Origin of the sequence: Synechococcus sp. BIOS-U3-1 (assembly GCF_014279975.1) — a bacterium.
GTDB lineage: Bacteria > Cyanobacteriota > Cyanobacteriia > PCC-6307 > Cyanobiaceae > Synechococcus_C.
In genome coordinates this window covers 63519-88621 of record NZ_CP047936.1, presented here as the reverse complement: position 1 = coordinate 88621, position 25103 = coordinate 63519, and the positions used below count along the sequence as shown (strand labels likewise).

Sequence of the window (25103 nt, the reverse complement as noted above, 5' to 3'; positions counted from 1 at the left end):
CGCATCAAGCTTCACAGCTTGTGGTGAACGCCATCGGTACGATCCAGCCACTTCCGGATGTCCCATGCCCCGCACCTGCCCCCAGCCCGAGGAGCAGTCGCTGCAGGGGAATCTATTCGGGGCTCCAGAACCCACCGATCAAGCCACGGCCACATCCGCCAGGGCTTCTGACGCCTTAGCCGCGGATGCACTGGCTGAGCTCACTGACGCCAGCCTCAGCGCTGATGCCTCTGCCCGCCCCAGGCAGCGACAGGACAACAACAGTGATCCTGACCAAGCCTCCAGCCAAGCCGACGAGCTGACTAGCTCAGACAACGAGGACAGCGACACCCCTCCCTGGGCCCACCACAGCCAGGTGGATCAGACCCTGCTGACGCCAATGTTGCGTCACTACGTGGAGCTCAAGGCGGAGCACCCAGAGCGCGTGCTGCTTTACCGACTCGGTGATTTCTTCGAGTGTTTCTTCGAGGATGCCGTCGAGCTCTCGCGGGTACTGGAATTCACCCTCACCGGCAAGGAAGGGGGCAAGGCGATCGGTCGCGTGCCCATGGCGGGTATTCCACATCACGCCGCCGAGCGCTACTGCGCTGAACTGATTCGCCGCGGTTACTCCGTGGCGCTGTGCGACCAGCTGGAGACCACCCCGGCCAAGGGAGCCCTGCTCAAACGAGGAATCACCAGGGTGCTCACCCCTGGCACGGTGCTGGAGGAAGGCATGCTCGCTGCCCGCCGCAACAACTGGCTGGCCGCGGTGGTGGTGGAACCTGCCAACAGCAAGCAACCCTTGCGCTGGGGCCTAGCCAGCGCCGATGTGAGCACTGGCGACGTTCAGGTGATGGAACGCAGCGGCAGCGATGCCCTGCACCAACACCTGGCACAGCTGGAGGCCTCGGAATTGCTCTGGGCAGCCAGCGACGACGCCAACACGCAGCGACCTGCCTGGTGTCCTGAACGGCTGATGCTCAGCCCGATGGCGCTCACACCCTTTAGCCAACCCCAGGCCGAGCAGACCCTGATCACGCACTATCGACTGGCTGGTCTGGATGGCCTTGGCCTGCAGGAACTACCCCTGGCCCTGAGGGCCTTTGGTGGGCTGCTGCAGTACGTCAATGACACGCAGCCGCTCGAAGAGGCGACGCGGGTGCCCCTGGATGTGCCGAAGATCGTGCAGGCCGGCGATGCCCTGGTGCTCGATGCCCAGACCCGCCGCAATCTCGAACTGACGGCCACCCAACGCGACGGACAACTCCAGGGCTCACTGCTGTGGGCCATCGACCAGACCCTCACCGCCATGGGTGGGCGCTGCCTGCGCCGCTGGCTGGAAGCGCCGCTGATGGACCTCAACGCCATCCAGGAGCGACAAAGCGTGGTGAGCCTGCTGGTGAGCCGGAGGCCCCTGCGCCAAGCCCTGCGGCGACTACTGCGGCCGATGGGTGATCTGGAACGGCTGGCGGGTCGGGCCGGTGCCGGTCATGCCAGCGCCCGCGACCTGGTGGCCATCGCCGATGGGCTGGAACGCCTGCCCCGACTGGCCAGTCGCCTGGAAGGAAGCCTGGACACATGGCCACAGGTGCTGGAGGCGCTGCTGCCACCCAATCCAGCGCTCGCTGAACTGGCCGCCGCCGTTCGCCATGGCTTGGTGGATGCTCCGCCGCTCTCGCTCAGTGAAGGCGGGCTCATCCATGACGGTGTGGATCCAGTTCTGGATGGCCTGCGCAATCAGCTCGATGACCAGGACGCCTGGCTGGCTGAGCAGGAACGATTGGAGCGAGAGCTCAGTGGCATCAGCAACCTGCGTTTGCAGTACCACCGCACCTTTGGATATTTCCTGGCGGTCAGCAAAGCGAAGGCATCCTCCGTGCCGGACCACTGGATCCGCCGCCAGACCCTTGCCAATGAAGAACGCTTCATCACTCCCGAATTAAAGGAGCGCGAAGGCCGCATCTTCCAGCTGCGGGCACGGGCCTTTCAGCGCGAATACGAGCTGTTCTGCAAGCTGCGCGACCAGGTGGGCAGCATGGCAACGCCAATCCGCGAAGCTGCCCGCGCCACGGCGGGGTTGGACGCACTCACCGCCCTGGCTGACACAGCAGCCACATCCGGTTGGTGTGCTCCGCAACTGAGCGACGATCGCGAGCTCACGATCACAGCTGGCCGCCACCCAGTGGTGGAACAGTTGCTTGTGGAAGACCCCTTCACCCCAAATGACCTTGCCTTGGGAGCTGACACCGACCTGATCGTGCTGACGGGTCCCAATGCCAGCGGCAAAAGCTGTTATTTGCGGCAGATCGGTCTGATCCAGCTGTTGGCCCAAATCGGCAGCTGGGTGCCGGCATCCTCTGCTCAGATCGGCCTAGCCGATCGCATCTTCACGCGGGTGGGCGCCGTGGATGATCTCGCCGCAGGCCAGTCCACCTTCATGGTGGAAATGGCCGAAACCGCCAACATCCTGCACCACGCCAGCGAACGCTCCCTGGTGCTCTTGGATGAAATCGGGCGGGGCACAGCCACCTTCGATGGCCTCTCGATCGCCTGGGCTGTCAGCGAACATCTGGCCGGCGATCTCAGGGCGCGCACGGTGTTCGCCACTCACTATCACGAGCTCAACAACCTGGCGGAAGAGCGGCCCAACGTGGCCAATTTCCAGGTGATGGTGGAGGAAACCGGCGAGGATCTCGTGTTCTTGCATCAGGTGCAGATCGGTGGTGCCAGCCGCAGTTATGGCATCGAAGCCGCGCGCCTGGCCGGGGTGCCCTCCCGCGTTGTGCAACGTGCCCGGCAGGTGCTCGCTCAGCTGGCGGCCTGAACACAAAATTGTTTCGCGATGTGCAAATAAGAAGTTCCAAAGCCTTTCAAATTCAAATCAACAAACCGAAGAAAGCTTTCGATCGGTTCCCTGCAAGGCGGCGCTTTGGAATCAAAGACTTGAAAAGTGCGTATTTACGCTACCCAAAAAATGCATCGAAATATTACATCCAGGCAAGATTTTTATTTAATTGCTATTTGTGTAGAAAATAAAACAAGCGCTAATGACTATTTCATCCTTAAAACCTGAGCTGATCCTCTCTCACAACGGGGTCCCCTTCAATAAAATGACGGAACAGTTCACTGAAGAAACGTTCAAGCAATACTGCGACCAGCTCATTGAATTTGTCACGAATAGCCGAGTTAAAACTGCCTTCTTTTTATTAGGTGATTATTACGGAAAAGAAGGTTCAAATAAGAAAAAAAGCATGTACAACTATCTCGACCCTAACGCGCCCGGGGCCGATGGCACTCCATGGATTGTTACTCACTTTCTCAATCGGCTTCCTCAGGATGTTGAAGCAGGGGCATTTATCGACGGTGCAAAAACCAAATACGTATGGAATCTGTACGATCAAAATAACTTCAAGGGCAATAACAAAATCGGCAATGGCGAACCTGGATTTCCAATGGACAATCTGGCTCAAGCCTTCAAACTGATTAAGGAAATCAATACGAGCTCAGCCAAGGCGGGTGGTGCACAATTTACTCACATGCAATTCGATGGCGAAGGGGCTGGAGATATCCCAAATGACGTCCCCTACGGAGGAAAGAATGGAGACCCTCTCGGCATTGGCTACGCGAAGTGGATTTGGAACCAAAATATGCCTAAATCGGTGACTTTTACCGATGAACAAGCGAGCAACAATGACTTTCAAGGCCATTATCAGTGGGGATGGATTAAATACCAGGTAGCGGCCTGGGCAAAACAAAGCGGCGGCACAATTGATTCTTACAGCGAAAATTACTGGATTGGAGAAAATCAATATGAACCTGGAAAATTCCCATCGGGGGGGATACATGCAGTCTCACCTTACGCAAATGATAAAAATGTACCCGGCAAATGGCTAAATCTCCCAACCATCTCAAATGTTCTAAAGGGCGGTCCCGAGGCACACTTGCCGATTAGTGGAGGCAGCAATAATTACAATTGGTGGGTACTAGATAATGACGGAAAGGAGGTCCTGAGCCCACAAGCCGTAGACACGGTCTACAGCTTTTACAAAGATCATCCTGAGGCGATCGTTGAGATGTTTGATAATCAGACGTATGTGAATACCGGAAAGAACAGACCAGCAACCTTGTCCTCTGGGTATTACGGGCCAGTGAGTAGCTTAGATCCAACAAATCGGTTTGGAGACGACTCACCACAAGCAAGCATCCCCACCTATTCGATTGAGTATCTCTCCAGCACTAACGGAGACAACGCAAAAAAACCCAAAAGCCTTATGGGGCAATACACTAATAACAGTGTTGTGAATAGCAATGGGGGAAGTTTCGACGGTCTTTCAGTTCTTGATTACAACGATTGGATTACTTTCCTAAACGGCGTAGCGGACAAAATTAGCGAAGGCTCGAAGACCACACCAGAAAAAGCACGTGTGCAAATTTATGAGCAACAATTCCTACCGCTTGATTGGATCTCGCAATCTGTCGCGAACCCCTGGACAGACGAGCGGCTTGGTGGGTCCGACGAAGATGAAATTATTAACGGCCACAATGGAAACGACATTTACACCGGCGGGAAGGGGGCCGACACCTTTCACTCTCATTACGGCACAGTGACCGTCACAGACTTCAATCCCTACCAAGGCGACAAAGTTGTCCCATTGCCAGGCACCTACCGCGTTGAAATGAACGGGAATGACCTCCATATGATTCACAACTCCGGGGCTCTCACCGTGTTGAAAAACACGTCCATCTCCACGTATTGGAACAATCAGGACTTGTTCACCTGAAGCTCATTCAGCAGCAAAAGCAGCGGAGGCTCTGAACAAGGCATTCACTGCTGCCGCCACCAAACCGGCACCACCGCGGGTGCCCTCAAGCCGGATCTGAGCCAATGCCGTGATTGCCAGGCGCCGTTTGCTTTCCGGCACACCCACAAAACCCACCGGCATACCGATCACCAGGGAGGGTGCAGCTGCACCCTCCTGCACTTGATCCAGGAGCTGTTCCAGTGCGGTGGGAGCACTGCCCACCAGCAGCACCGGCATGGGCTGACCCTTCGCGCTGGCCGCCTGCGTGAGCTCAGGCCAGGCCTGCTTCATCGCCGCTGCCGATCGGGTGGAACCTGGCGGTGAGAGCGCAGGTGCCCAGTCGAGCAGGCAGCGCACGGACGTGCCCAGTGTGCGCTTGGCCATCGGCCTCACTGCAGCCGCGGCCATGGCCGTGTCCGTGAGAATCGATGCCCCGCCTTGCAGGGCTGCAAGGCCCTGCTCGCAGGCCCCCTCGCTGAACCGGAGCAGCGGCTGTAGGCCTGGATCTCCGCTGCTGTGCACCAGACGCTCCAACACCTGCTGCTGCAAAGGATCGAGTCCCGTCTCCCCCAGCAAAGCCCGAATTCGACGGATGCTTTCCGTAAAAATCGGATGGTCGGCCATAGCAGCACATTCCTCTGACGGGGACTGCCAGTCAGGGCAGACTTCGACATTGTCCGACGACACGCCTCGATGCCGATCCAGTTGTTCTGGGGCGATGATTCCGCCGCGCTGGAACGGGCGATTCAGGCCTTGATCAAGAAGGCAGTGGATCCGAGCTGGGCGAGCGTCAACGTGAGTCGGCTGGATGGCAGCGAGACGGGACAGGCCAGGCAGGCCCTGGAAGAAGCACGCACACCACCCTTCGGTGCAGGTTCCAGGGTGGTGCTGCTGCAGCGGTCTCCCTTCTGCAACGCCTGCCCCAGCGAACTGGCCGATCGCTTCGAAGCCTCTCTGGATGGCATCCCTGAAAGCACCCAGCTGCTGCTATGCCATCCCTCCAAACCCGACGGTCGGTTGCGCACCACCAAAGCTCTGATGAAACGCATCAAGGCGGGAGAAGCCGGTGAGCGCAGCTTCAAGCTGCCGGCGATCTGGGACGGTGCAGGCCAGCGCCAGCTGGTGGAGCGCACCGCTGAGGAGCTGAATCTGAGGCTGGAGCCTGATGCGGTGGATGCCTTGATCGAGGCCATCGGCAACGACAGCGCAAGGCTGACCATGGAGCTACAGAAGCTGGCTCTCCATGCTGAAAGTAGCGGCGAGGCACGCATCAGTGCCAGCTCCGTTGACAGCCTGATCGAGGGGCTCAGCACCAACGCTCTACAAGTGGGGGACGCCCTGCTGGCAGGCGATCCAGGCCAGGCGATTGCCTTGCTGGATGCCCTCAACGAAGCAGGCGAACCGGCTCTGCGCATCGTGGCCACGCTCACCGGTCAGATCAGGGGTTGGCTCTGGGTAATGCTGCTGGAACAACAGGGAGAACGGGACGTGGGGGTCATCGCCAAGGCAGCGGGAATCGGCAACCCCAAGCGGATCTACGTGATGCGCAAACAGCTGCAAGGGCATTCACCCCAGCGCTGCCTCAATTTGCTGGGCCGTCTGCTGGATGTAGAAGCAGCCCTCAAACGCGGCACCCAGCCCGGGGATGCTTTTCGTGATGGACTGCTGGGAGCAGCACAGTGAGACAATCGCCTGCGAAATGAGGCGGCATGGATGGCCCTGCTGGTGCAGAAGTTCGGCGGGACCTCCGTCGGCAGCGTGGAGCGCATCCAGGCCGTGGCAAGGCGTATCGCCAACTGCAAGGAGGAAGGTCACGATCTGGTGATCGTGGTCTCGGCCATGGGCCACACCACCGATGAACTCACCGCCAAGGCCAACGCCATCAGCAGCAATCCACCGCAGCGTGAGATGGACATGCTGCTGGCCACCGGTGAACAGGTGTCGATTGCGCTGCTCTCCATGGCGCTGCATGAGCTGGGCATCCCGGCCATCTCCATGACTGGCCCCCAGGTGGGCATCGTGACCGAATCCGCCCATGGCAAGGCACGCATCCTCGACGTGCGCACCGATCGTCTACGCAGCCAGCTGGCCGAGGGCCGCGTCGTGGTGGTGGCCGGTTTTCAGGGCACGAGCCAGAGCAGCGGCGGCACCGCTGAAATCACGACCCTGGGGCGCGGAGGCTCCGACACCTCAGCCGTTGCCCTAGCGGCAGCCCTTGGTGCCTCTGCTTGTGAGATTTACACCGATGTACCTGGGGTGCTCACCACCGATCCACGCAAGGTGGAAGACGCCCAGCTGATGCCTCGAGTGAGCTGCGACGAAATGCTCGAACTGGCCAGCCTCGGCGCTGCCGTTCTGCACCCCCGCGCCGTAGAGATCGCGCGCAATTACGGCGTCACGATGGTGGTGCGCTCCAGCTGGAGTGATGAACCAGGCACAACGCTCACCAGCCGCAACTCGCGGCCCATTGGCCGCGAAGGTCTGGAACTCGGGAGGCCGGTGGATGGCGCCGAACTGGTGGAACATCAGGCCGTGCTGGCTCTCTCCCATGTGTCCGATCAGCCCGGCGTTGCCGCCCAGCTGTTCGAAAGCCTGTCTGAGGGTGGCGTGAATGTGGACCTAATCATCCAGGCCACCCACGAAGGCAACAGCAACGACATCACCTTCACCGTGGCTGAAACTGACCTGGAGAGGGCTCGCAGTATCTGTGAATCCCTGATCCAGAAGCTGGGCGGTGAGCTGGTCGCTCAGTCCGGGATGAGCAAGCTGAGCATCGGCGGCGCCGGCATCATGGGCCGTCCCGGCATTGCCGCCGGTTTGTTTCAGACCCTCTCCCGAGTGGGCATCAATCTGCGTGTGATCGCAACCAGTGAAGTGAAGGTCAGCTGTGTGATCAACGCCGACGTTGGCAGCAAAGCCCTTCACGCCACCCAGGAGGCCTTCGAACTGGAGGCCGATCAGATCAGCCTGAATCCCTGCGCAAGCGGCGAAGGGGAGCCAGAAGTGCGCGGCGTAGCCCTCGACCGGGACCAGGCCCAAGTGAGCGTCCGCCATGTTCCCGACAAACCCGGAACCGCTGGAGCCCTCTGCAATGCGCTAGCCGACGCAGGTATCAGCCTCGATGCCATCGTCCAGTCGGAACGCCAGCACGCCGATGGGAGCCGCGATATCAGTTTCACCCTCAAACGCGACGACCGCAGTGCTGCGGATCGCGCCCTGCGTGCTCTGCTGGCCCAGTGGCCTGGAGCCCTGCTGGAAGACGGTCCAGCCATTGCCAGGGTCAGTGCCGTCGGCGCTGGCATGCCTGCCACGGCGGGCACCGCAGGTCGCATGTTCCGTTTTCTGGCAGAAGCGGGCGTGAATATCGAAATGATCGCCACCAGTGAAATCCGCACCAGCTGCGTGGTCGCTGAGGCCGATGGTGTTGCAGCACTTCAAGCCGTGCATGCCGGTTTCAAGCTGGGTGGCAGCACCCGCCATGCAGCCGAGGGAACCGAGTCACCCGTTGTGGCCTAACTGTGCCTCTCTAGCTCAGCTCTGACCCACCAGCTTCTGCCGCAACTTCTTAATCCGGTCGCGAAGGTTCGCGGCTTCCTCGAAATCGAGCTTCTTGGCCGCGTCTTTCATCTTGACTTCAAGCTGGTCGATCAGCTCGGGCAAGGCCTCGAGAGCCATGCCATAGGAGTCATTCTCTAAGGCCTGCACAGCTTTACCGGCCACTTGCACCAGGTCGGCATCGGGGCCATCGCTCTTGAGTTTCCTGGAGAGCTCCAGAAACGAAAGAATCGAATTGCTGGCTTTTTTACCCGCTGCCGTCGGCACAATTCCGTGCTTTTCGTTGTGAGCATGCTGGATCTTGCGCCGGCGTTCGGTTTCCTCGATCGCCTTGGCCATCGAATCGGTCATGTTGTCCGCGTAGAGCAACGCCACGCCCTCCACATGGCGGGCTGCACGACCCATGGTCTGAATCAACGAACGCTGCGCTCGCAGAAAGCCTTCTTTGTCGGCATCCAGAATCGCCACCAGGCTCACCTCGGGAAGATCAAGGCCTTCACGCAGCAGGTTCACGCCCACCAGCACGTCGTACTCGCCCAGGCGCAGGTCCTGGATGATTTCGATCCGCTCAATCGAATGAATCTCCGAGTGCAGATAGCGCACCCTCACTTTGTTCTCAGCCAAATAATCCGTGAGGTCTTCGGCCATACGCTTGGTCAGCGTGGTCACCAGCACCCGCTGCTGCTTGTCGGCCCGCGTTCGGATCTCTCCCAGCAAGTCATCGATCTGACCCGTCGTCGGCCTCACTTCCACAATCGGATCGAGCACTCCAGTGGGTCTGATGACCTGCTCTGCCACCTGGCCATCACTCACTTTCACTTCCCAATCACCGGGCGTGGCACTCACAAACACGGTCTGACGAGCCTTCGTCCAGAACTCTTCGCCTTTGAGCGGCCGGTTATCGGCTGCGCTGGGCAGACGAAAACCGTGATCGATCAGCACCTTCTTGCGGGCCTGATCGCCGTTGTACATCGCCTGTAGCTGTGAACAGGTCACATGGCTTTCATCCACGATCAACAGCCAATCGTCGGGAAAGTAATCGATTAGGCATTCCGGGGCTGAACCCGGTTCACGTCCGGCCAGGTGACGGGCGTAGTTCTCAACACCATTGCAGTAGCCCACCTGCTGCAGCATCTCCAGGTCATAGGTGGTGCGTTGCTCCAGGCGCTGAGCTTCCAACAACTTGCCTTCGGTCTGCAGAAACTCCAGTCGTTCCTTGAGCTCGAACCGAATATCTTTGATGGCCGAGTCCAAACGATCCTTCGGCGTCACGAAGTGCTTAGCCGGATAGATGTTGATGGTTTCGAGACTCTGCAGGATTTCGCCAGTGGTGGGGTCGACATAGCGGATCGCTTCCACCTCGTCACCAAACAGCTCCACCCGCACCAGACGGTCTTCATAAGCAGGACCGATTTCCAGCACATCTCCCTTCACGCGAAAGCGACCGCGAGTGATATCCATGTCATTGCGGCTGTACTGGTTATTCACCAACTCGCGCAAAGAGCCACGTAGATCGAGAGACTCACCCACCCGAAACTGCACGGATGCTTTGAGGTATTCGCTGGGAATCCCTAGGCCGTAAATACAACTGATTGAAGCCACCACAATCACATCGCGGCGTTCAAATAAAGATCGCGTGGCCGAGTGACGCAGCATGTCGATCTCTTCATTGATCGATGCTGTTTTGGCGATATAAGTATCACTGACCGGTACATACGCTTCCGGCTGGTAATAGTCGTAATAGGAGATGAAATACTCCACAGCGTTGTTGGGAAAGAATTCCCTCAGCTCATTGCAAAGCTGTGCCGCCAGGGTCTTGTTGTGAGCCAATACCAGAGCAGGACGACCCGTCTCAGCGATGACATTGGCCATCGTGAAGGTCTTACCCGTACCGGTCGCACCCAGAAGGGTCTGATATCGACTGCCACCATTCACCCCCTCCACCAATTGGGTGATCGCCGTCGGCTGATCACCTTTGGGGGTGTAGGGCGCAGTCAGGTCGTAGGCAGGCATGGTCCTCGCGCTTTGAACCCTGAACGGGGCACCCACGTTACGGGGCCCATTAGGGCGCGCGTGTCCGCAGCGATCAGACCCGGCTGGTGACCTCACTGCCGATGGCTTCACGCAATCCGCGCACCACAGCGACCATGGCCAACTCATCATCGAGGCGGTTCACCGCGGAGCCAACGCCCACACCCGCAGCACCAGCTGCGATCGCCATCGGCACCGTGACAGCCGAAAGACCAGATGCACACAGCACCGGTGCCGTCTCACCGGCGTGCTGCAGAGCAGCGCTGATGCTGTGAGCCGCGGCCAAAGTGGGAGCAGCCTTTTCAATCAGGCCAAGGCTGCCGGCGCTGAAGGGTTTGGCACTAGTGCCACCCTCAGTCTGGATCAGATCGGCACCCGCCACCACCAGATCCACCGCCAGCTGTTCCTGCTGATCCATCGGCAACACGTGCGGAACGGTGACGCTCAGCACAACCTCAGGCAGCAAGGCGCGAGTGCGGCGGGTGAGGTCTAGGACCTCTTCAGCTCCGAAGACGCGGCCCTGGGGATAAAAAGCATCAAAATTACCGATCTCCACCATTGCGGCTCCTGCCGCTACAGCGGCCGGAAACTGCTCGGGCTCAACAGACGACACGCAGACCGGCAGGCCACCGGAGGCCTCAACCGCCAATTTCACCAGTTCGGCATCACAGGCCACATCAATCAGATCAGCACCACCCAATCCAGCGGCGCGGGACACGCGAGCGACCGAGTCTGCATTGAAGTTCATCAGACCAGCGATCACCTTCAGCGAGGAACGCTGTTCCAGGCTGCGGCGGAGAGCAGCAGGCAGCAGAGAAAGGCGGGACATCAAGCTCTGACATCAGATGATTACATTCTCCCACCACACGAACGGGCAGGATCGAAGCAACATTTACTCAGAGCAATGACAGCCAACGAGCCTTGGCTGAACTGGCACGACAGACTTCACCGCCGACTTCTGCTGACTCCCCAGCTGCTGCCCAAGGGGGCAACACTTCTGCTGGCCATTTCCGGCGGTCAGGACTCGATGGCTCTGCTGGGGCTGCTGAGAGATCTGTCCTCTCGACATCACTGGACCCTGCAGCTTTGGCATGGAGACCATGGCTGGCATGAAGGGTCTGCACGCATTGCCAGCGATTTGGCCAGCTGGTGCCAGACACAACAGCTGCCGCTGCTGATCAGCACCAGCACATTCAGCACCACCAGCAGCGAAGCCAAAGCCCGTGCGTGGCGTTACGCCGAGCTCCAACAGGCCTGTGAGCAGCTCAACCTCAACAGCACTACCAACCCTTGCCACACGGTCGTGACCGGACACACCGCCAGCGACCGAGCCGAATCGCTGCTGTTGCAACTCAGCCGAGGAACGGACCTGGCCGGGCTGGGCAACCTGCGTTGGCAGCGCCCCCTGAATGCCGAGGCAATGAATGACATTCGCCTCGTGCGTCCACTGCTGCACTTCAGCCATGACGACACCGCCGCCATCTGCCAGGACCTGCAACTGCCGATCTGGACAGACCCGAGCAACAGCGATTCACGTTTCGATCGCAACCGCATCCGTCAGGAGGTTCTACCGGTACTGGAGGCACTGCACCCCGGCTGCAGCAGGCGCATGGCTGAGCTGAGCGAGCGAGTGTCCCAGGTGCAGGACACCCAGAGCGCATTGGTAACTCTGAGTCTGGAGAACCTGAAACGACCAGATGGCGCCTTGAAACGATCTCCACTGCTCCAACTCCCCGGTTCAGCAAGACGACTGCTCTTGCATGGATGGCTGCAGGCCCAGGGCATGCCAGCACTCTCAGCCCGGCAGCTGGAGGAACTGAGCACTGCCATCGGTCCAAGCCAACCGCCTGGTGAGCGTCATCTGGCGGGTCAGAAGCGACTCCGCTGGTGCCGAGACTGGGTACAACTGGAAGACAGGAGCTGAACCCACTTGAACGGCGACTTCCAGAACAACTATCTCGCCGCTGAACAGGCCTATGCCGCAGGCGACTTCCAGGCGGCGCGCAGCCTTGTTCTGACTCTGCTCGATCACTTGGAGCCGCTTCCAGCAAGTAAGAGTGAGCAAGACGCAGCACTGGCCTGGCGTGCCTTCGTGGCTTTACTCGCTGGCCACATTCACCTGTATGGCCTCAACGAAACGGGTGAAGCGCGCAGCTATTACGAGCTGGTCCTGGCCAGCAACCCCCAGGACACATTGCAGGACTTGGCTGAGCAAGGGCTTGAGCGATCCATGCAAGGCCAGACCATTGAAATCAACGCTGAGCCCTTGCCGGTCGATGAGTCTTCAGGCCTAATTCGTGATCCCTTTCTGAAGCAATCTCCCGACTCGATTCAAGCGGATCAGCCAGAGACTGCTTCACCACCACCATCAGCGGCAGCAGCAGCAACCCCCTGGCTGATGGAGTCGCCGTCCAAGCAATCAGTCACCACAACTTCAGCCATCCAGGACAAGGCTTTCGGCAAAACAGAGGCGGAAGAAACCATTGTCGAGGACTCTGTCGCTGTTGCGGTGCTGGCCATCCGTAGCGATGAATCCCAACTGCTGGAGATGGATCCGCAGGAGATTCATCCCATGGAGCTCCCCCAGGCCGAATGCCAAGAGGATCGAATGATCCAACAAGCACTAAAACAACGTCTGGAAGCGGGCAGGCTGCGCGTCAAGCTGCCCGATCAATCAGAGACTTCAACCAAAGTTGATGCCGGCAACTTCTCAGCGACCGGCAAATGGTCATGGCTACTAGCGGCCTTACGCCGCAGCTGAACGGCGGCGCCGGGTGCGGCCCGCGGGCATGTCCTGATCAACTGATGGTGCTGCAGCGGCGGGCGCAGGCTCTTTGGCGGGTGCGGGTGCGGGGGCTTTAGAAGCTGCGGCGACAGGTTCCTTGACTGGAGCCGACTTGGCCTCAACAGCAGCTGAACGGGTTGTGGTGATCACCCTCGCTGGAGTGGCTTCCCGGCTGCGGTCTCGACCACCACCGTCACGGCCTCCTCCATGCCGACCAGCTCCATTGCCACCCACCTGGCGACCCCCTCGTCCACGGGGAGCTGGACGGTCATCGGGTTCGGAGTCCGCACGACCTTTGTAAACCGGTGTTCCTGCCGGGGCGGGCTGCACCAGACAGAGGATCAAGGGCTCCACCTGAAGTTCACGGCGCATTCGGCGGCTGAGACCGACCTCCACCTCCCGCTGCACACCCATCCAGTCGACCTCCGGAGCCGCGCCACCGGTGTTGCGGGTGAGCTGCTTCCAGCGATTCTCAAGCACCCACTTGATTTCACGTTCAGTCCACAGCGACATCTTGCGGGCATCGGCCGTCGTGACGACACCGCGAAGATTCACACGAGGCGGAGCCGCCATAGCCCCATCGGTGCTGATCGCAGCCAGGATTGTGACGATGCCATCTACCGCCAGTTGCTGACGCTCCTTGAGCACGCGGGCATCAACAATGCCGTTGCGCGACTGATCAAGCAGCTCGATACCTGCCTTCACTGGGTCCGACTTGGTGATTGAGTCTGCGGTGAGCTCAACAACATCACCGTTATCAATGATCAGGGTGTTGTCCTCTGGAACGCCCATGGAGTGCCCTGTCCTGGCATGACGCACCAACATGCGGTGCTCACCGTGAACGGGCACGAAAAACTTCGGACGAGTGAGCGCCAGCATCAGCTTCTGGTCTTCCTGGAAGCCGTGGCCAGAGACGTGAATGCCTTCACCCTTGCCGTACACCACCTTGGCGCCCAGCATCATCAGCCGGTCGATCGTGTTCACCACGGAGATGGTGTTTCCGGGAATCGGGCTCGCAGAGAAAATGATCGTGTCGGAGCTCTTGACTCTCACCTGCGGGTGTTCACCACGGGAGATACGGCTCAGCGCTGCAAGAGGCTCACCCTGGCTGCCGGTCATCAGCAGCAGGGTCTCGCGATCGGAGACATTGTTGATCTGCTTGATCGGCACAAACAGCTCATCAGGAGCACGCATGTAGCCCAGCTCACGGGCCTTGGCGATCACGTTGAGCATGGATCGACCCAGCAAGCCAACTTTGCGTCCGTTCTTGAGGGCGAGCTCAAGAATCATCGACACACGATGGATTGAACTGGCAAAGGTGGTGACGATCACACGCCCCTCGGACTCGGCGATGTGACGGTCAAGGTTGGAGAACACAGACCGCTCAGGAGGGCAGAAACCTGGCACCTCGGCATTAGTGGAATCGCTGAACAAGCAGAGAACTCCCTTGTCGCCGTGGTGAGCCAAGCGAGCCAGATCGAAGTGCTCACCGTCAACAGGGGTGTGATCGAACTTGAAGTCGCCTGTGAAGATGATTGTTCCCACCGGAGTGGAGATGGCCAGCGAAAAGCTGTCCGCCATCGAGTGGGTGTTGCGGATGAACTCCACTGAGAAGTGCTGACCCAGCTTCACCACATCGCGAGGACCGACGGTCTGCAGAGTGGTGCGATCGGCAACGCCCGCCTCATCCATCTTTCCGGTGAGCATCGAAAGAGCCAGACGAGGCCCGTAGATCACCGGGATGTTGAAGTGCTTGAGATGGTGGGCGATGCCACCGATGTGGTCTTCATGACCATGGGTAACGATCATGCCGCGAATGCGGTTCTGGTTCTCGCGCAGAAAGCTGGTATCGGGCAGCACCACGTTCACGCCATGCATGCCATCACTGGGGAAAGCCAGACCGGCATCAACCAGCATCAGGTCATCGCCGTATTCGAACACGCAGGTGTTCTTACCGATTTCATGCAGTCCTCCAAGAGGGATCACTCTCAGAGTGGGTTGCTTGGTCTGGGCAGTTGTGACGGTCATGGGATCGCTTGCGTATGAAAAAAATCAATCAGTGAGGCGCACATCAGCGCTGTCAGCAGCCTTGGCGTCAGGTTTGACGCAGGGCATCAAGGGCTTCGGAGAGGGCAGCGCGCATGGCGGGCTCCAGCGGAATGAGGGGAAGTCGGGGAGCACCCACCGGCCAGCCGCTCAACTCAAGAGCAGCCTTAACCGGAATGGGATTGGTGGTCGCAAACAGGGCTTTAAACAGAGGCAATAACTGCTCATGCTGTGAGAGAGCGACAGCGTTTTGACCAGCCAGATAAGCCTCGATCATGTTGCGTAGTCGGCGTCCCACCACATGGCTGGCCACGCTCACAACGCCCACGGCTCCCACCGAGAGCATGGGCAGTGTGAGGGCGTCATCACCGCTGTAGATCGCCAGACGATGACCGCAGGCCTGTCGTAATTGGGAGACTTCTTCCGTGGTTCCACTAGCGGCCTTGAAGCTCACTACGTTGGCGCAATTCATCAACCTGGCAACTGCGGCTGGCTGCATGCTGCAACCTGTCCTGCCGGGAATGTTGTAGATCATCAGAGGCAGGTCAGACGCAGCCTCCGCAATGGCGCGGAAATGGGCTTCCATCCCGTCCTGCGGGGGTTTGTTGTAGTACGGCACCACCACAAGAGCACCATCAGCGCCAGCTGCTGCTGCCTCGCGGGTGGCCTCTACTGCCTCGCGCGTGCAGTTACTGCCAGTTCCCGCCAGCACGTGCACGCCAGGGCCTACAGCCTGCCGCACTGCCTCGAACATCTTCAGTTGCTCGCTCCAACTGAGGGTGGGTGATTCTCCCGTAGTGCCGCACACCACGAGGCCTTCCGATCCCTCATCTACCAGGTGACGTGCCAAACGACCGGCAAGCGCCAGATCCACTCCGCCCTCGGTATCGAACGGGGTGACCATGGCCGTTACCAAACGGCCGAAAGGAGTGGGAGACAGTTCTGCAGCGGTGCTCATAGCGTTCAGGCGGCGGGCAACAGCAGTTCAGCGATCTGGATGGCATTGAGAGCCGCACCTTTGCGGATCTGATCTCCACAAAGCCAGAACTCAAGTGCGTTCTCTGCGCTGATGTCCTGTCGGATCCTCCCCACAACCACCGGATCACGACCGGTCACGTCCGTCGGCATGGGAAAGCGATTGCTTGCAGGGTCCTCAAGCAATTCCACCCCCGGGGCAAATGCCAGCAGCTCGCGGGCTTCCTTCACTGGAAAAGGCTCGGTGAATTCCACATTGACCGCTTCTGAATGGGCGCGCAGGACGGGCACCCGTACACACGTCGCTGTGAAGCGAAGCTGCGGCAAAGCCATGATTTTGCGTGTTTCATGAACCATCTTCATTTCCTCTTCGCAGTAACTGTTGGACTGCAACGGTGAGTTGTGCAGAAAAAGGTTGAAGGCCAGCGAATGGGGGAGAACCTCACTGTTGGGCGTGCCGCCTTCGAGCACCACACGTGAGAGATCCTTAAGTTCCTCCATGGCCCGGGCCCCGGCACCACTCGCTGACTGATAGGTGCTGACCACCACCCGTTGCATCGGACGCTTCGCAGCAAGTGGCGCCAGAGCCAGCGTGAGCAGGATCGTGGTGCAGTTGGGATTGGCGATCACACCGTTGTGCTCAGCAGCAGCCTGCGGATTGACCTCAGGAACCACCAGGGGAACGCCTTCTTCCATGCGGAAGGCACTGGAGTTATCCACCATCACAGCACCAGCGGAAACAATCGCTTCACGCCACTGCCGCGACACCGAACCGCCAGCGGATGCCAGCACCAGGTCGACGCCCTGAAAGGAAGACTCGCAGACTTCCTCCACCGTGATCGTCTGTCCGTTCCATTCACAAACCTGCCCAGCGGAACGGGCAGAGGCCAGCAGACGTAGCTCTCTTACAGGAAAATTGCGTTCCTCAAGCAGCTGAAGCAATTCCTGCCCCACCGCACCACTGGCACCGAGGACGGCCACCGTCAGAGGTCGATTCGGTAACGAGTGAACGGGGGTCAAACGGACGGGGACATAGATACAGATGGACAGGTGGTGCAACCACCGGCTGCAACGACCCTGAACACTTGAAGCCAGGGTGTGGCTTTTCCTACAAACCAGCTTACGCGGGGGTGATGGTCAGGCACTTAATTAATGTGTTGGGCTGCTTGTACCTGCGACCCAGCCGATGAGTGCCGCCAGCCTGAAGGTTTCCACCTCCTCCCGTCCCGGCAGCCGAGTGGCTGTGGAGGTCGCTGTTCCTGCGGAACGCTGTGAGGCCAGTTACGAGGAAGCGATCAAGCGGCTGAGTCGCAGTGTCAATCTGCCGGGATTCCGCAAAGGCAAGATTCCCCGCACCGTTCTGGTGCAACAGCTGGGCGCTCTAAGGATCCGCGCCACAGCGCTGGAAACGCTGGTTGACAGCGTTTGGCGCGATGCCGTCGAGCAGGAAACGATCGAAGCTCTCGGCCAGCCTGAACTGAGCGGCGGCTTCGATGAACTGCTGGAGAGCTTCAAACCGGGCGAAGGCCTCACGGTGACGCTGGAAACCGATGTGGCTCCGACACCGAAGCTGAAGAGCACGAAGGGTCTGAAGGCCGAGGCTGAGAACGTCAGCTACGACCCGGCCCGCGTCGACGAAATGCTCGAGGACTCACGCCGTCAGCTGGCCACCGTGGTTCCTGTGGAAGGACGCAAGGCGGAGAAGGGAGATATCGCTGTTGTGGGATTCAAGGGCATCTACAGCGATGACGGCAGTGAGATAGAGGGCGGCAGCGCCGATTCCATGGATGTGGATCTCGAGCATGGCCGCATGATTCCGGGCTTCATTGAAGGCGTGGTGGGCATGGCGGTCGGCGACAGCAAGACCGTGGACTGCACATTTCCCGAGGACTATCCCAAAGAGGATGCACGCGGCCGTAAGGCCAGCTTTGAGATCGAACTGAAAGACCTCAAGACCCGTGAGTTGCCTGAACTGAATGATGAATTCGCGAAGCAGGCCAGCGAACAGGAGTCCCTGGCCGATCTGCGCAACGACCTTGAACAACGCCTCAAGGATGACGCCGAGCGCCGCGCACGCAGCAACCGGCACGACGCCCTGCTGGGGGCACTGGTGGAACAGCTGGAGGTTGAGCTGCCCGAAAGCCTGATCCAGCAGGAGGTTCGCAATCTTGTGGAACAGACCGCTGGACAATTTGCTCAGCAGGGGATGGATGTGAAATCTCTGTTCACTCCCGAACTGGTCCGCAACCTGATGGACTCCTCACGCCCTGAAGCCGAGGAGCGCCTGCGCCGAAGCCTCGCTCTAACAGCTCTGGCAGAGAGTGAAAAGCTCACTGTCGAGGACAGCGACATTGACGCCAAGCTCGAGGAGGTGAAGCAACAACTTGCAGGCGAGCGCGACATTGACCCCGAGCGTCTTCGTCAGGCCGTGCTGGACGATCTCCTTCAGGACAAGCTCCTGGGTTGGCTGGAAGAGAACAGCACCGTGACTGACAAGGCTCCTGAAGACTCTGGGAAAGACGACACAGGAGCCGTCAAGCAGGCCGCGGCCAAGAGCGGCAAAACCACCGACAAGAAAAAAACAACCAAGCCGAAAAGCACCAAGAACGACGGTGATGGCGCCGAAGCCTGATCCGCAGCCATAGATTGCATGCAAAGCCTGCCAGCCGCCGAGTGATCGACGACCTCAGTCACCATCCGATTCAGAACCGTTGGCGGGGAATTCAGCCTGTCTCGCAGCATCCTCAGGCCGCACCTGGGGTGCTTCCGACGGTGGTCGAACAGTCCGGTCGAGGAGACCGCGCATTCGATATCTATTCGAGATTGTTGCGCGAGCGAATCATTTTTCTCGGTACCGGTATTGATGACCAAGTCGCCGATGCTCTCGTAGCTCAGCTGCTGTTCCTCGAAGCAGAGGATCCCGAAAAAGATATTCAGATCTACATCAATTCCCCGGGCGGTTCAGTGACTGCCGGTCTGGCGATCTACGACACCATGCAGCAGGTGGCGCCCGACATCGTCACCATCTGCTACGGCCTTGCAGCGTCAATGGGAGCCTTCCTTCTTTCAGGAGGCGCCAAGGGCAAGCGTTTGGCTCTTCCTAATGCACGGATCATGATCCACCAGCCGCTTGGTGGTGCCCAAGGACAAGCTGTTGACATTGAAATTCAGGCCAAGGAAATCCTGTTCCTCAAGCAAACGCTCAACGGTCTAATGGCTGATCACACGGGCCAACCACTGGACAAAATCGCCGAAGACACGGATCGGGACAACTTCATGTCTCCCGCTGAAGCTGTTGATTACGGCTTGATCGATCGGGTTGTGGACAGTTTCGGAGACGGAGAAATCGTTACGGAGGGCTGACACCAGCCCGTTCTCTCGCGATCCTCAGTACCTGGGTTGAGATCGTCCCGATCTTGCTCTGTGTTCCGACTGACCTGCGAAGCGCCCGATGGCCAAGTTCGACGCCCATCTGAAGTGCTCCTTCTGCGGAAAGTCCCAGGAGCAAGTGCGCAAGCTGATTGCCGGCCCCGGTGTCTACATCTGTGATGAGTGCATTGATCTCTGCAACGAGATCTTGGATGAGGAACTCATCGATGCCCAGGGCGGCGCACGCCAAGGCGGTGAGCCGACACGTAAGAGCGGCGCAACCCAGACCCGCAAGACCACGAAGCCAGCTCCGACCCTTGCCTCTATCCCTAAACCACAAGAGATCAAGGGGTTCCTTGACCAGCAGGTTGTGGGACAGGAAGCCGCTAAGAAAGTGATGTCGGTAGCGGTTTACAACCATTACAAGCGCCTGGCCTGGCAGGGCGACGGCAAAGGTGAGACCGAACAGACCGCCACCCGACTGCACAAATCCAACATTCTTCTGATCGGCCCCACAGGCTGTGGCAAGACGCTGCTCGCTCAAACTCTCGCGGAGATGCTGGATGTGCCCTTCGCCGTCGCTGACGCCACCACCCTCACGGAAGCGGGCTATGTCGGCGAGGACGTGGAGAACATTCTGCTGAGGCTGCTGCAGAAGGCCGACATGGATGTGGATCTCGCCCAGCGGGGGATCATCTACATCGATGAAATCGACAAGATCGCCCGCAAGAGCGAAAACCCATCGATCACCAGGGATGTCTCCGGTGAAGGGGTACAGCAGGCACTGCTCAAGATGCTGGAAGGCACCGTGGCCAATGTTCCACCTCAGGGGGGCCGCAAACATCCCTACCAGGACTGCATCCAGATCGACACCAGCCAGATCCTGTTCATCTGTGCCGGTGCATTCGTGGGATTGGATGATGTGGTGCAGAAACGCATGGGTCGTAACGCCATTGGCTTCGTGCCCAGCGACGGCCGCGGTCGCGGCAAGGCCACACGCGATCTTCAGGCATCACAAGTCCTGCGTCACCTCGAACCGGATGACCTGGTCAAGTACGGACTGATCCCCGAGTTCATCGGTCGCATGCCCGTGAGCGCTGTCCTCGATCCACTCGACGAGCATGCCCTTGAGTCCATCCTCACCGAACCAAGGGATGCCTTGGTCAAGCAGTTCCGAACGCTATTGAGCATGGACAACGTGAAACTTGACTTCGAAGCAGGGGCGATCGAAGCCATTGCCCAGGAGGCCCATCGACGCAAGACCGGTGCCAGAGCCTTGCGCGGCATTGTCGAAGAGCTGATGCTCGATCTCATGTACGAGCTCCCCTCAAGCAAAAACGTTCCGGACTTCACGATCACTCGCGCCATGGTGGATGAGCACACAGGCGGCAAGGTGGTGTCTCTGCCGGGCAAGGATCGCCAGCAAGAATCAGCCTGAACTGAACTAACAAATCATCGGTTCGGAAGACCCCCAGTCTCTGAGAGGGTCTGATCAGGAAGTTCGCGAGAGACTCAAGCGGTCCCTTGATCAAGGCCATGGCCACCGCCGACCATCTGAGGGTTCCTCGTCAGCACGGTTTGTTCCTGCACCACGGGATCGATCTAGGCGATGGCACGGTCGCCCATTACCTGGAGGGTCGGGAAATCCTGCGCAGCTCGCTCGAAGAGTTCAGCCGGGGGCAGGAGGTGAGCTTGGTCAGCCATAAACAGGCATCACCAGCTGGGGTGACCCTGAGAAGGGCAATGAACAGGATCGGCGAACAGAACTACAACCTGCTGTTCAACAACTGCGAGCACTTCGCCAACTGGTGCAAAACAGGCCGCCACAGGAGCGGGCAGGTGGAGGACTGGCTCCATACAGGCAGCCTCGGTGCACTGGCATTTGGCCAGCTGATGCCTGCGGCGCTGCTCACCGGCCTGGGTGTGTTGCTACGCAAGGGAGTCATCGATGAACAGTCACGTCAACGTGCCCGGCGAGCTCTGGACCAACTTCAGAAACTGCGCGTACGACTGATGCAGAAACTGGACAGCACCCTGGAACAGGCGGAGACCTGGATGCAAGACATGCCTGGCCAGGGTGCTGATAGACGGGGTGATCGACGCAGTCAGCAAGTGTTGCTCACCGGCAGGAGCATCGCCGATGAACTGGCAGCCGTTGAAGACATGGAAGAGAAGCTCCATTCACTGTTGGATGAAACCTCTCAGGGAGAAAACACAGTCTCAAGACCTGAACCTCGGTAGCCTCAGAATCCTGCCGGCAGTGCATGAGCCAGCCGTACCAGCCACTGCATCACAAGTACCGGCCCCAACGGCTTGATCAGCTGGTGGGCCAGGAAGCGATTGCGGCCACCCTTGGGCATGCCCTGCGCACCGGACGCATTGCACCTGCCTACCTCTTCAGCGGACCTCGCGGGACGGGTAAGACCTCCAGCGCTCGCATCCTGGCCCGTTCACTCAACTGTCTCAGCAACGACGGCCCGACGCCTGAACCCTGTGGCAACTGCGAACTGTGCAACTCGATCGCCACCGGAACAGCACTGGATGTCATCGAGATTGATGCCGCCTCCAACACCGGCGTCGACAACATCCGCGATCTGATCGAGCGCTCAAGATTCGCGCCGGTGCAGGCGCGCTGGAAGGTTTATGTGGTCGACGAATGCCACATGCTCTCCACCGCCGCCTTCAATGCTCTTCTCAAAACACTGGAGGAGCCACCACCACAGGTGGTATTCGTGCTGGCCACAACCGACCCACAGAGGGTTCTGCCCACCATCCTCAGCCGCTGCCAGCGATTTGACTTTCGGCGCATCCCCCTGGATGCACTCGAGCAGCACCTCCAATGGATCGCTTCAGAGGAATCGATTCCAATCCAACCGGAGGCTCTGCATGTGGTGGCCCAACGAGCCCAGGGCGGCCTGCGTGATGCAGAGAGCTTGCTAGATCAGCTCAGTTTGCTGCCTGGGCCGATCGAAGCCGCAGCGGTGTGGGATTTGTTGGGAGCGGTTCCTGAGCAGGAGCTACTTGAGCTGGTGAAGGCCATGAGCACCAGTGAGCCCGTGACGCTGCTGGAAGCCAGCCGGCAACTGCTGGACCGCGGCCGAGATGCCGGATCGGTACTGCAGGGGATGGCAGGGATCCTGCGGGATCTCGTGCTGATGGCAGCTGCTCCAGATCGGCCTGAACTCGCTGGTGTCTCTCCACAATTCCGCGATCAGCTGCCCGGCCTAGCCAAATCCATTGGGCGGACACGATTACTGCAGTGGCAGGCCCAGCTGCGAGGCGCTGAACAACAGCTGCGTCAGAGCGTGCAACCTCGCCTATGGCTGGAGGTGCTGCTGCTCGGTTTGTTAGCCGAACCAGCCGCCACGACAGCCGCAGCGACCTCCTCAACGGCACCAGTTCGATTGAGCTCTGCAGCTCCTGTGGCCCCAGCAGCTGTTCCAACACCAGCCCCTGCCCCGGTACCAGCTGTTGCTTCAAGAGCTTTTGAAGCAACAGCCGATGCTCTGCCAGCAGTGCCAGCGGTGAGTCTTCCCGACACATCCGTTAGCCATACGCCAGCTTCAGAGGCAGCTTCAGCAAGCGAGCCCCCAGCAAAAGAAGCTGCAACCACTCCCGCCCCAAGCGAAGACCTTGGAGAGCTCTGGCAACAAATCCTGGCGAGTCTGGAGCTTCCCTCCACGCGCATGCTGTTGTCGCAGCAGGCCCGGCTGGTGCGAATCGACAACCACCGCGCCGTCGTGCAGGTCTCCGGGAACTGGATGGGCATGGTGCAAAGCCGCGCAACCCTGCTTGAAAAAGCGATTGCAAGTGCCATGGGAGGCAACCGTCAGCTGGTGCTCGAAAACCATGGAGGCGCAGCACCGATGGCAGCCATGCCGAACCCGCCCGCACCCCCACCGGCGCCTGCTCCCAGCAACGGCGTTCAGCTGCCTTCCCCCCCTCAGTCGGCCGCTGTGGTTCCGAACAATGCAGCATCTGCAGAAACCACATCAGCAACTGCTGCCGCCCAGCCCCCGCCTGCAGCTGCAGTTACCTCGATGTCTACCGGCCAGGCACCACTCGTCCAAACAGCCCCTGCTGCTGTCTCAGCTCAACCAACCACAGCCCCACCAGTCCGCCCTGAACCTTCAGCCATGGATGAAAAGGTGAAGCGCTTCGCTGACTTCTTCAACGGCCAGGTCCTGGACGTGGACCTCAACAACTAGACCCCAGGTTTTGAAGCCTGAAGCGTCTCCTCTTGACCGCTGTGAGCAGTCTTGGCCCAGACCAATCGTTTGGGAAGAAACGCCATGCGCAGGCTGACCCAGGGGATCACGAGGAACCAGTGACTGAGATAAGCGATGCCAAGCAGAAGATTGAACAAACCGGGCGAGGGCAAAGCGGGCCCTTCGCTAGGGCGTCTACAGCCTCGCCAGTAGGCAACCCCGGAGACACTGAAGGCAACGATCGACAAAGGCCAGTAAGCCGGCGTGGTGCGGCTGATCACACTCGTAAGCAGATCCGCCCAGGAGACCACGGGAAGGGCGTACTGAAGCAGAAAGAAACAGGCCACATCCCTGCGCTGGGCAGAGGTCAGACGTGAAGAAATCAATCCCGGCCAATAGTCGAGAAAACGTTGCAGGCCTCCCTCGGCCCAACGCTGACGCTGCTTCCAGAGTGCAGGAAGCGACTCAACAGCCTCTTCCTGCACGGGTGGATCCCAAAGGATGCCAATCCGAGCTCCCTGCAGCATCAAGCGAAAACTCAGATCCAGATCGTCGGTAACGGTGTCCTCGTTGAAACCACCGCAGGCCTCCAGCAGATCCCGGCGCAAGAGCTCACCATTTCCTCGCAATTCGGCCACTCCACCACTGGCAAGCCGTCCACCCTGAAGCTGGGCATCAAAGGCCATCTCCATGGCCTGAGCACGCGTCAACCAATTACTGCTGGCATTGGTGACCGCTTTGCGCATCTGAACAGCTGACCAATCACCGTTGGTTGCGAAGGGCATCAACCGTTCCAGCTGATCCGAACTCAGCTGTGCATCCGCATCAAGAATCAGAAGCCATTCACCTTGGGTCTGAGCCAAAGCAGCGTTGAGAGCACCCGACTTTCCTCCGCCGGCGTTACGAGGCCGGCTGATGACCCGTAAGGCAGGGAAGCGGACCTGAAGCTCTGCGAGACGGTCGGGAGTGTGGTCTTCGCTGCCGTCATCCACCACACACAAGGTCAGACGACCATCGGGGTAGCGCAACGCACTGAGGCGTTCCACCAGGCGAGTGACCACTGCTTCCTCATCACGGGCAGCAACCACCACATCCACTGTGGGGAGCAACTCTGCTGACGTGGGCAGGGAATCATCCTGATCGCTGCTGTTGTTCTGCTGATCAGGACCTCGCATCAAGGTTCGCAGGGCATATCCGCCGAGCAGCATCGCCAACGTGATGGCGGGGATCAGGCTTCTGGATGGATCTAGCCAATGGGGCGCTGCGCCGGCCCAGCCACAGGCCGCCAGGAAGAAGACCGTCTTGCCGCGTCGGTGATCTCCAGTCCCTGCGGCCACAGCCCTCCCACCA

Annotated in this window: 18 protein-coding genes; 11 read left to right on the top strand and 7 right to left on the bottom strand. The window is 59.5% G+C overall.

Going from position 1 to position 25103, the window contains the following annotated elements:
* Positions 1 to 64 precede the first annotated feature (64 nt).
* Positions 65 to 2806 (top strand): DNA mismatch repair protein MutS, encoded by a 2742-nt coding sequence (mutS, locus tag SynBIOSU31_RS00410; RefSeq protein WP_186491268.1) that lies wholly within the window; start codon positions 65 to 67, stop codon positions 2804 to 2806.
* A 223-nt stretch (positions 2807 to 3029) separates the two neighbouring features.
* The gene (locus SynBIOSU31_RS00405; protein ID WP_186491267.1) at positions 3030 to 4763 is read left to right on the top strand and encodes a hypothetical protein; all 1734 of its coding nucleotides are present in this window, start codon (positions 3030 to 3032) and stop codon (positions 4761 to 4763) included.
* A gap of 3 nt (positions 4764 to 4766) precedes the next feature.
* Here SynBIOSU31_RS00405 and SynBIOSU31_RS00400 read toward each other — a convergent pair whose 3' ends face one another.
* The gene (locus SynBIOSU31_RS00400; protein WP_186492738.1) at positions 4767 to 5408 is read right to left on the bottom strand and encodes a precorrin-8X methylmutase; all 642 of its coding nucleotides are present in this window, start codon (positions 5406 to 5408) and stop codon (positions 4767 to 4769) included.
* Between the two features lie 69 nt (positions 5409 to 5477).
* Between SynBIOSU31_RS00400 and holA the strand changes: the two genes are divergently transcribed.
* A complete protein-coding gene (gene holA, locus SynBIOSU31_RS00395; RefSeq protein ID WP_186491265.1) occupies positions 5478 to 6467 on the top strand; it encodes a DNA polymerase III subunit delta in 990 nt (329 codons plus the stop codon).
* Between the two features lie 30 nt (positions 6468 to 6497).
* On the top strand, positions 6498 to 8300 hold the full coding sequence (locus SynBIOSU31_RS00390; protein WP_186491264.1) for an aspartate kinase: 1803 nt from the start codon (positions 6498 to 6500) through the stop codon (positions 8298 to 8300).
* A 15-nt stretch (positions 8301 to 8315) separates the two neighbouring features.
* Here the strand turns inward: SynBIOSU31_RS00390 and uvrB are convergent, their stop codons facing one another.
* Together uvrB and SynBIOSU31_RS00380 are read right to left on the bottom strand one after the other, a co-directional pair.
* Positions 8316 to 10352 carry an excinuclease ABC subunit UvrB gene (uvrB, locus tag SynBIOSU31_RS00385; protein WP_186491263.1) on the bottom strand — a complete coding sequence of 679 codons (2037 nt, stop codon included), beginning with the start codon at positions 10350 to 10352 and terminating at the stop codon, positions 8316 to 8318.
* Positions 10353 to 10425: 73 nt separating this feature from the next.
* On the bottom strand, positions 10426 to 11199 hold the full coding sequence (locus tag SynBIOSU31_RS00380; RefSeq protein WP_186491262.1) for a DUF561 domain-containing protein: 774 nt from the start codon (positions 11197 to 11199) through the stop codon (positions 10426 to 10428).
* A 75-nt stretch (positions 11200 to 11274) separates the two neighbouring features.
* Here SynBIOSU31_RS00380 and tilS point away from each other — a divergent pair, with 75 nt between their 5' ends.
* Together tilS and SynBIOSU31_RS00370 are read left to right on the top strand one after the other, a co-directional pair.
* Positions 11275 to 12294, top strand: a complete 1020-nt coding sequence (gene tilS, locus SynBIOSU31_RS00375) for a tRNA lysidine(34) synthetase TilS (RefSeq protein WP_186491261.1) — start codon at positions 11275 to 11277, stop codon at positions 12292 to 12294.
* Positions 12295 to 12300: 6 nt separating this feature from the next.
* Entirely contained in the window at positions 12301 to 13131 is an 831-nt protein-coding gene (locus tag SynBIOSU31_RS00370) for a hypothetical protein (RefSeq protein WP_186491260.1), read from the top strand.
* Here the strand turns inward: SynBIOSU31_RS00370 and SynBIOSU31_RS00365 are convergent.
* The 3 genes from SynBIOSU31_RS00365 to SynBIOSU31_RS00355 form a co-directional block, all read right to left on the bottom strand.
* Entirely contained in the window at positions 13117 to 15183 is a 2067-nt protein-coding gene (locus SynBIOSU31_RS00365) for a ribonuclease J (RefSeq protein ID WP_186491259.1), read from the bottom strand. The genes SynBIOSU31_RS00370 and SynBIOSU31_RS00365 overlap by 15 nt on opposite strands.
* A 67-nt stretch (positions 15184 to 15250) precedes the next feature.
* Entirely contained in the window at positions 15251 to 16159 is a 909-nt protein-coding gene (gene dapA, locus SynBIOSU31_RS00360) for a 4-hydroxy-tetrahydrodipicolinate synthase (RefSeq protein WP_186491258.1), read from the bottom strand.
* A 5-nt stretch (positions 16160 to 16164) separates the two neighbouring features.
* Positions 16165 to 17196 (bottom strand): aspartate-semialdehyde dehydrogenase, encoded by a 1032-nt coding sequence (locus SynBIOSU31_RS00355; RefSeq protein WP_186491256.1) that lies wholly within the window; start codon positions 17194 to 17196, stop codon positions 16165 to 16167.
* A 166-nt stretch (positions 17197 to 17362) separates the two neighbouring features.
* On the opposite strand from SynBIOSU31_RS00355, the gene tig reads away from it, so the two are divergent.
* The 5 genes from tig (at position 17363) to SynBIOSU31_RS00330 (ending at position 23753) form a co-directional block, all read left to right on the top strand.
* Positions 17363 to 18808, top strand: coding sequence for a trigger factor (tig, locus tag SynBIOSU31_RS00350; protein WP_186491255.1), 1446 nt, complete (start codon positions 17363 to 17365; stop codon positions 18806 to 18808).
* A gap of 41 nt (positions 18809 to 18849) precedes the next feature.
* The gene (gene clpP, locus SynBIOSU31_RS00345) at positions 18850 to 19539 is read left to right on the top strand and encodes an ATP-dependent Clp endopeptidase proteolytic subunit ClpP (protein ID WP_186492737.1); all 690 of its coding nucleotides are present in this window, start codon (positions 18850 to 18852) and stop codon (positions 19537 to 19539) included.
* A gap of 88 nt (positions 19540 to 19627) precedes the next feature.
* On the top strand, positions 19628 to 20983 hold the full coding sequence (gene clpX / locus SynBIOSU31_RS00340; protein ID WP_186491254.1) for an ATP-dependent protease ATP-binding subunit ClpX: 1356 nt from the start codon (positions 19628 to 19630) through the stop codon (positions 20981 to 20983).
* A gap of 98 nt (positions 20984 to 21081) precedes the next feature.
* Positions 21082 to 21786, top strand: coding sequence for a lecithin retinol acyltransferase family protein (locus tag SynBIOSU31_RS00335; RefSeq protein WP_186491252.1), 705 nt, complete (start codon positions 21082 to 21084; stop codon positions 21784 to 21786).
* Between the two features lie 23 nt (positions 21787 to 21809).
* On the top strand, positions 21810 to 23753 hold the full coding sequence (locus SynBIOSU31_RS00330) for a DNA polymerase III subunit gamma/tau (protein ID WP_186491250.1): 1944 nt from the start codon (positions 21810 to 21812) through the stop codon (positions 23751 to 23753).
* Here the strand turns inward: SynBIOSU31_RS00330 and SynBIOSU31_RS00325 are convergent.
* Positions 23750 to 25090 (bottom strand): glycosyltransferase, encoded by a 1341-nt coding sequence (locus tag SynBIOSU31_RS00325; protein WP_186491249.1) that lies wholly within the window; start codon positions 25088 to 25090, stop codon positions 23750 to 23752. The genes SynBIOSU31_RS00330 and SynBIOSU31_RS00325 overlap by 4 nt on opposite strands.
* Positions 25091 to 25103 lie beyond the last annotated feature (13 nt).

Bases quoted from the DNA above. Each gene is read 5' to 3' on its own strand.
- uvrB (WP_186491263.1), bottom strand. From the start codon at position 10,352: ATGCCTGCCTACGACCTGACTGCGCCCTACACCCCCAAAGGTGATCAG.
- SynBIOSU31_RS00380 (WP_186491262.1), bottom strand. From the start codon at position 11,199: ATGTCCCGCCTTTCTCTGCTGCCTGCTGCTCTCCGCCGCAGCCTGGAA.
- holA (WP_186491265.1), top strand. From the start codon at position 5,478: ATGCCGATCCAGTTGTTCTGGGGCGATGATTCCGCCGCGCTGGAACGG.
- SynBIOSU31_RS00400 (WP_186492738.1), bottom strand. From the start codon at position 5,408: ATGGCCGACCATCCGATTTTTACGGAAAGCATCCGTCGAATTCGGGCT.
- tig (WP_186491255.1), top strand. From the start codon at position 17,363: ATGAGTGCCGCCAGCCTGAAGGTTTCCACCTCCTCCCGTCCCGGCAGC.
- SynBIOSU31_RS00405 (WP_186491267.1), top strand. From the start codon at position 3,030: ATGACTATTTCATCCTTAAAACCTGAGCTGATCCTCTCTCACAACGGG.
- SynBIOSU31_RS00330 (WP_186491250.1), top strand. From the start codon at position 21,810: ATGAGCCAGCCGTACCAGCCACTGCATCACAAGTACCGGCCCCAACGG.
- clpX (WP_186491254.1), top strand. From the start codon at position 19,628: ATGGCCAAGTTCGACGCCCATCTGAAGTGCTCCTTCTGCGGAAAGTCC.
- SynBIOSU31_RS00365 (WP_186491259.1), bottom strand. From the start codon at position 15,183: ATGACCGTCACAACTGCCCAGACCAAGCAACCCACTCTGAGAGTGATC.
- tilS (WP_186491261.1), top strand. From the start codon at position 11,275: ATGACAGCCAACGAGCCTTGGCTGAACTGGCACGACAGACTTCACCGC.
- SynBIOSU31_RS00390 (WP_186491264.1), top strand. From the start codon at position 6,498: ATGGCCCTGCTGGTGCAGAAGTTCGGCGGGACCTCCGTCGGCAGCGTG.
- dapA (WP_186491258.1), bottom strand. From the start codon at position 16,159: ATGAGCACCGCTGCAGAACTGTCTCCCACTCCTTTCGGCCGTTTGGTA.
- SynBIOSU31_RS00335 (WP_186491252.1), top strand. From the start codon at position 21,082: ATGGCCACCGCCGACCATCTGAGGGTTCCTCGTCAGCACGGTTTGTTC.
- mutS (WP_186491268.1), top strand. From the start codon at position 65: ATGCCCCGCACCTGCCCCCAGCCCGAGGAGCAGTCGCTGCAGGGGAAT.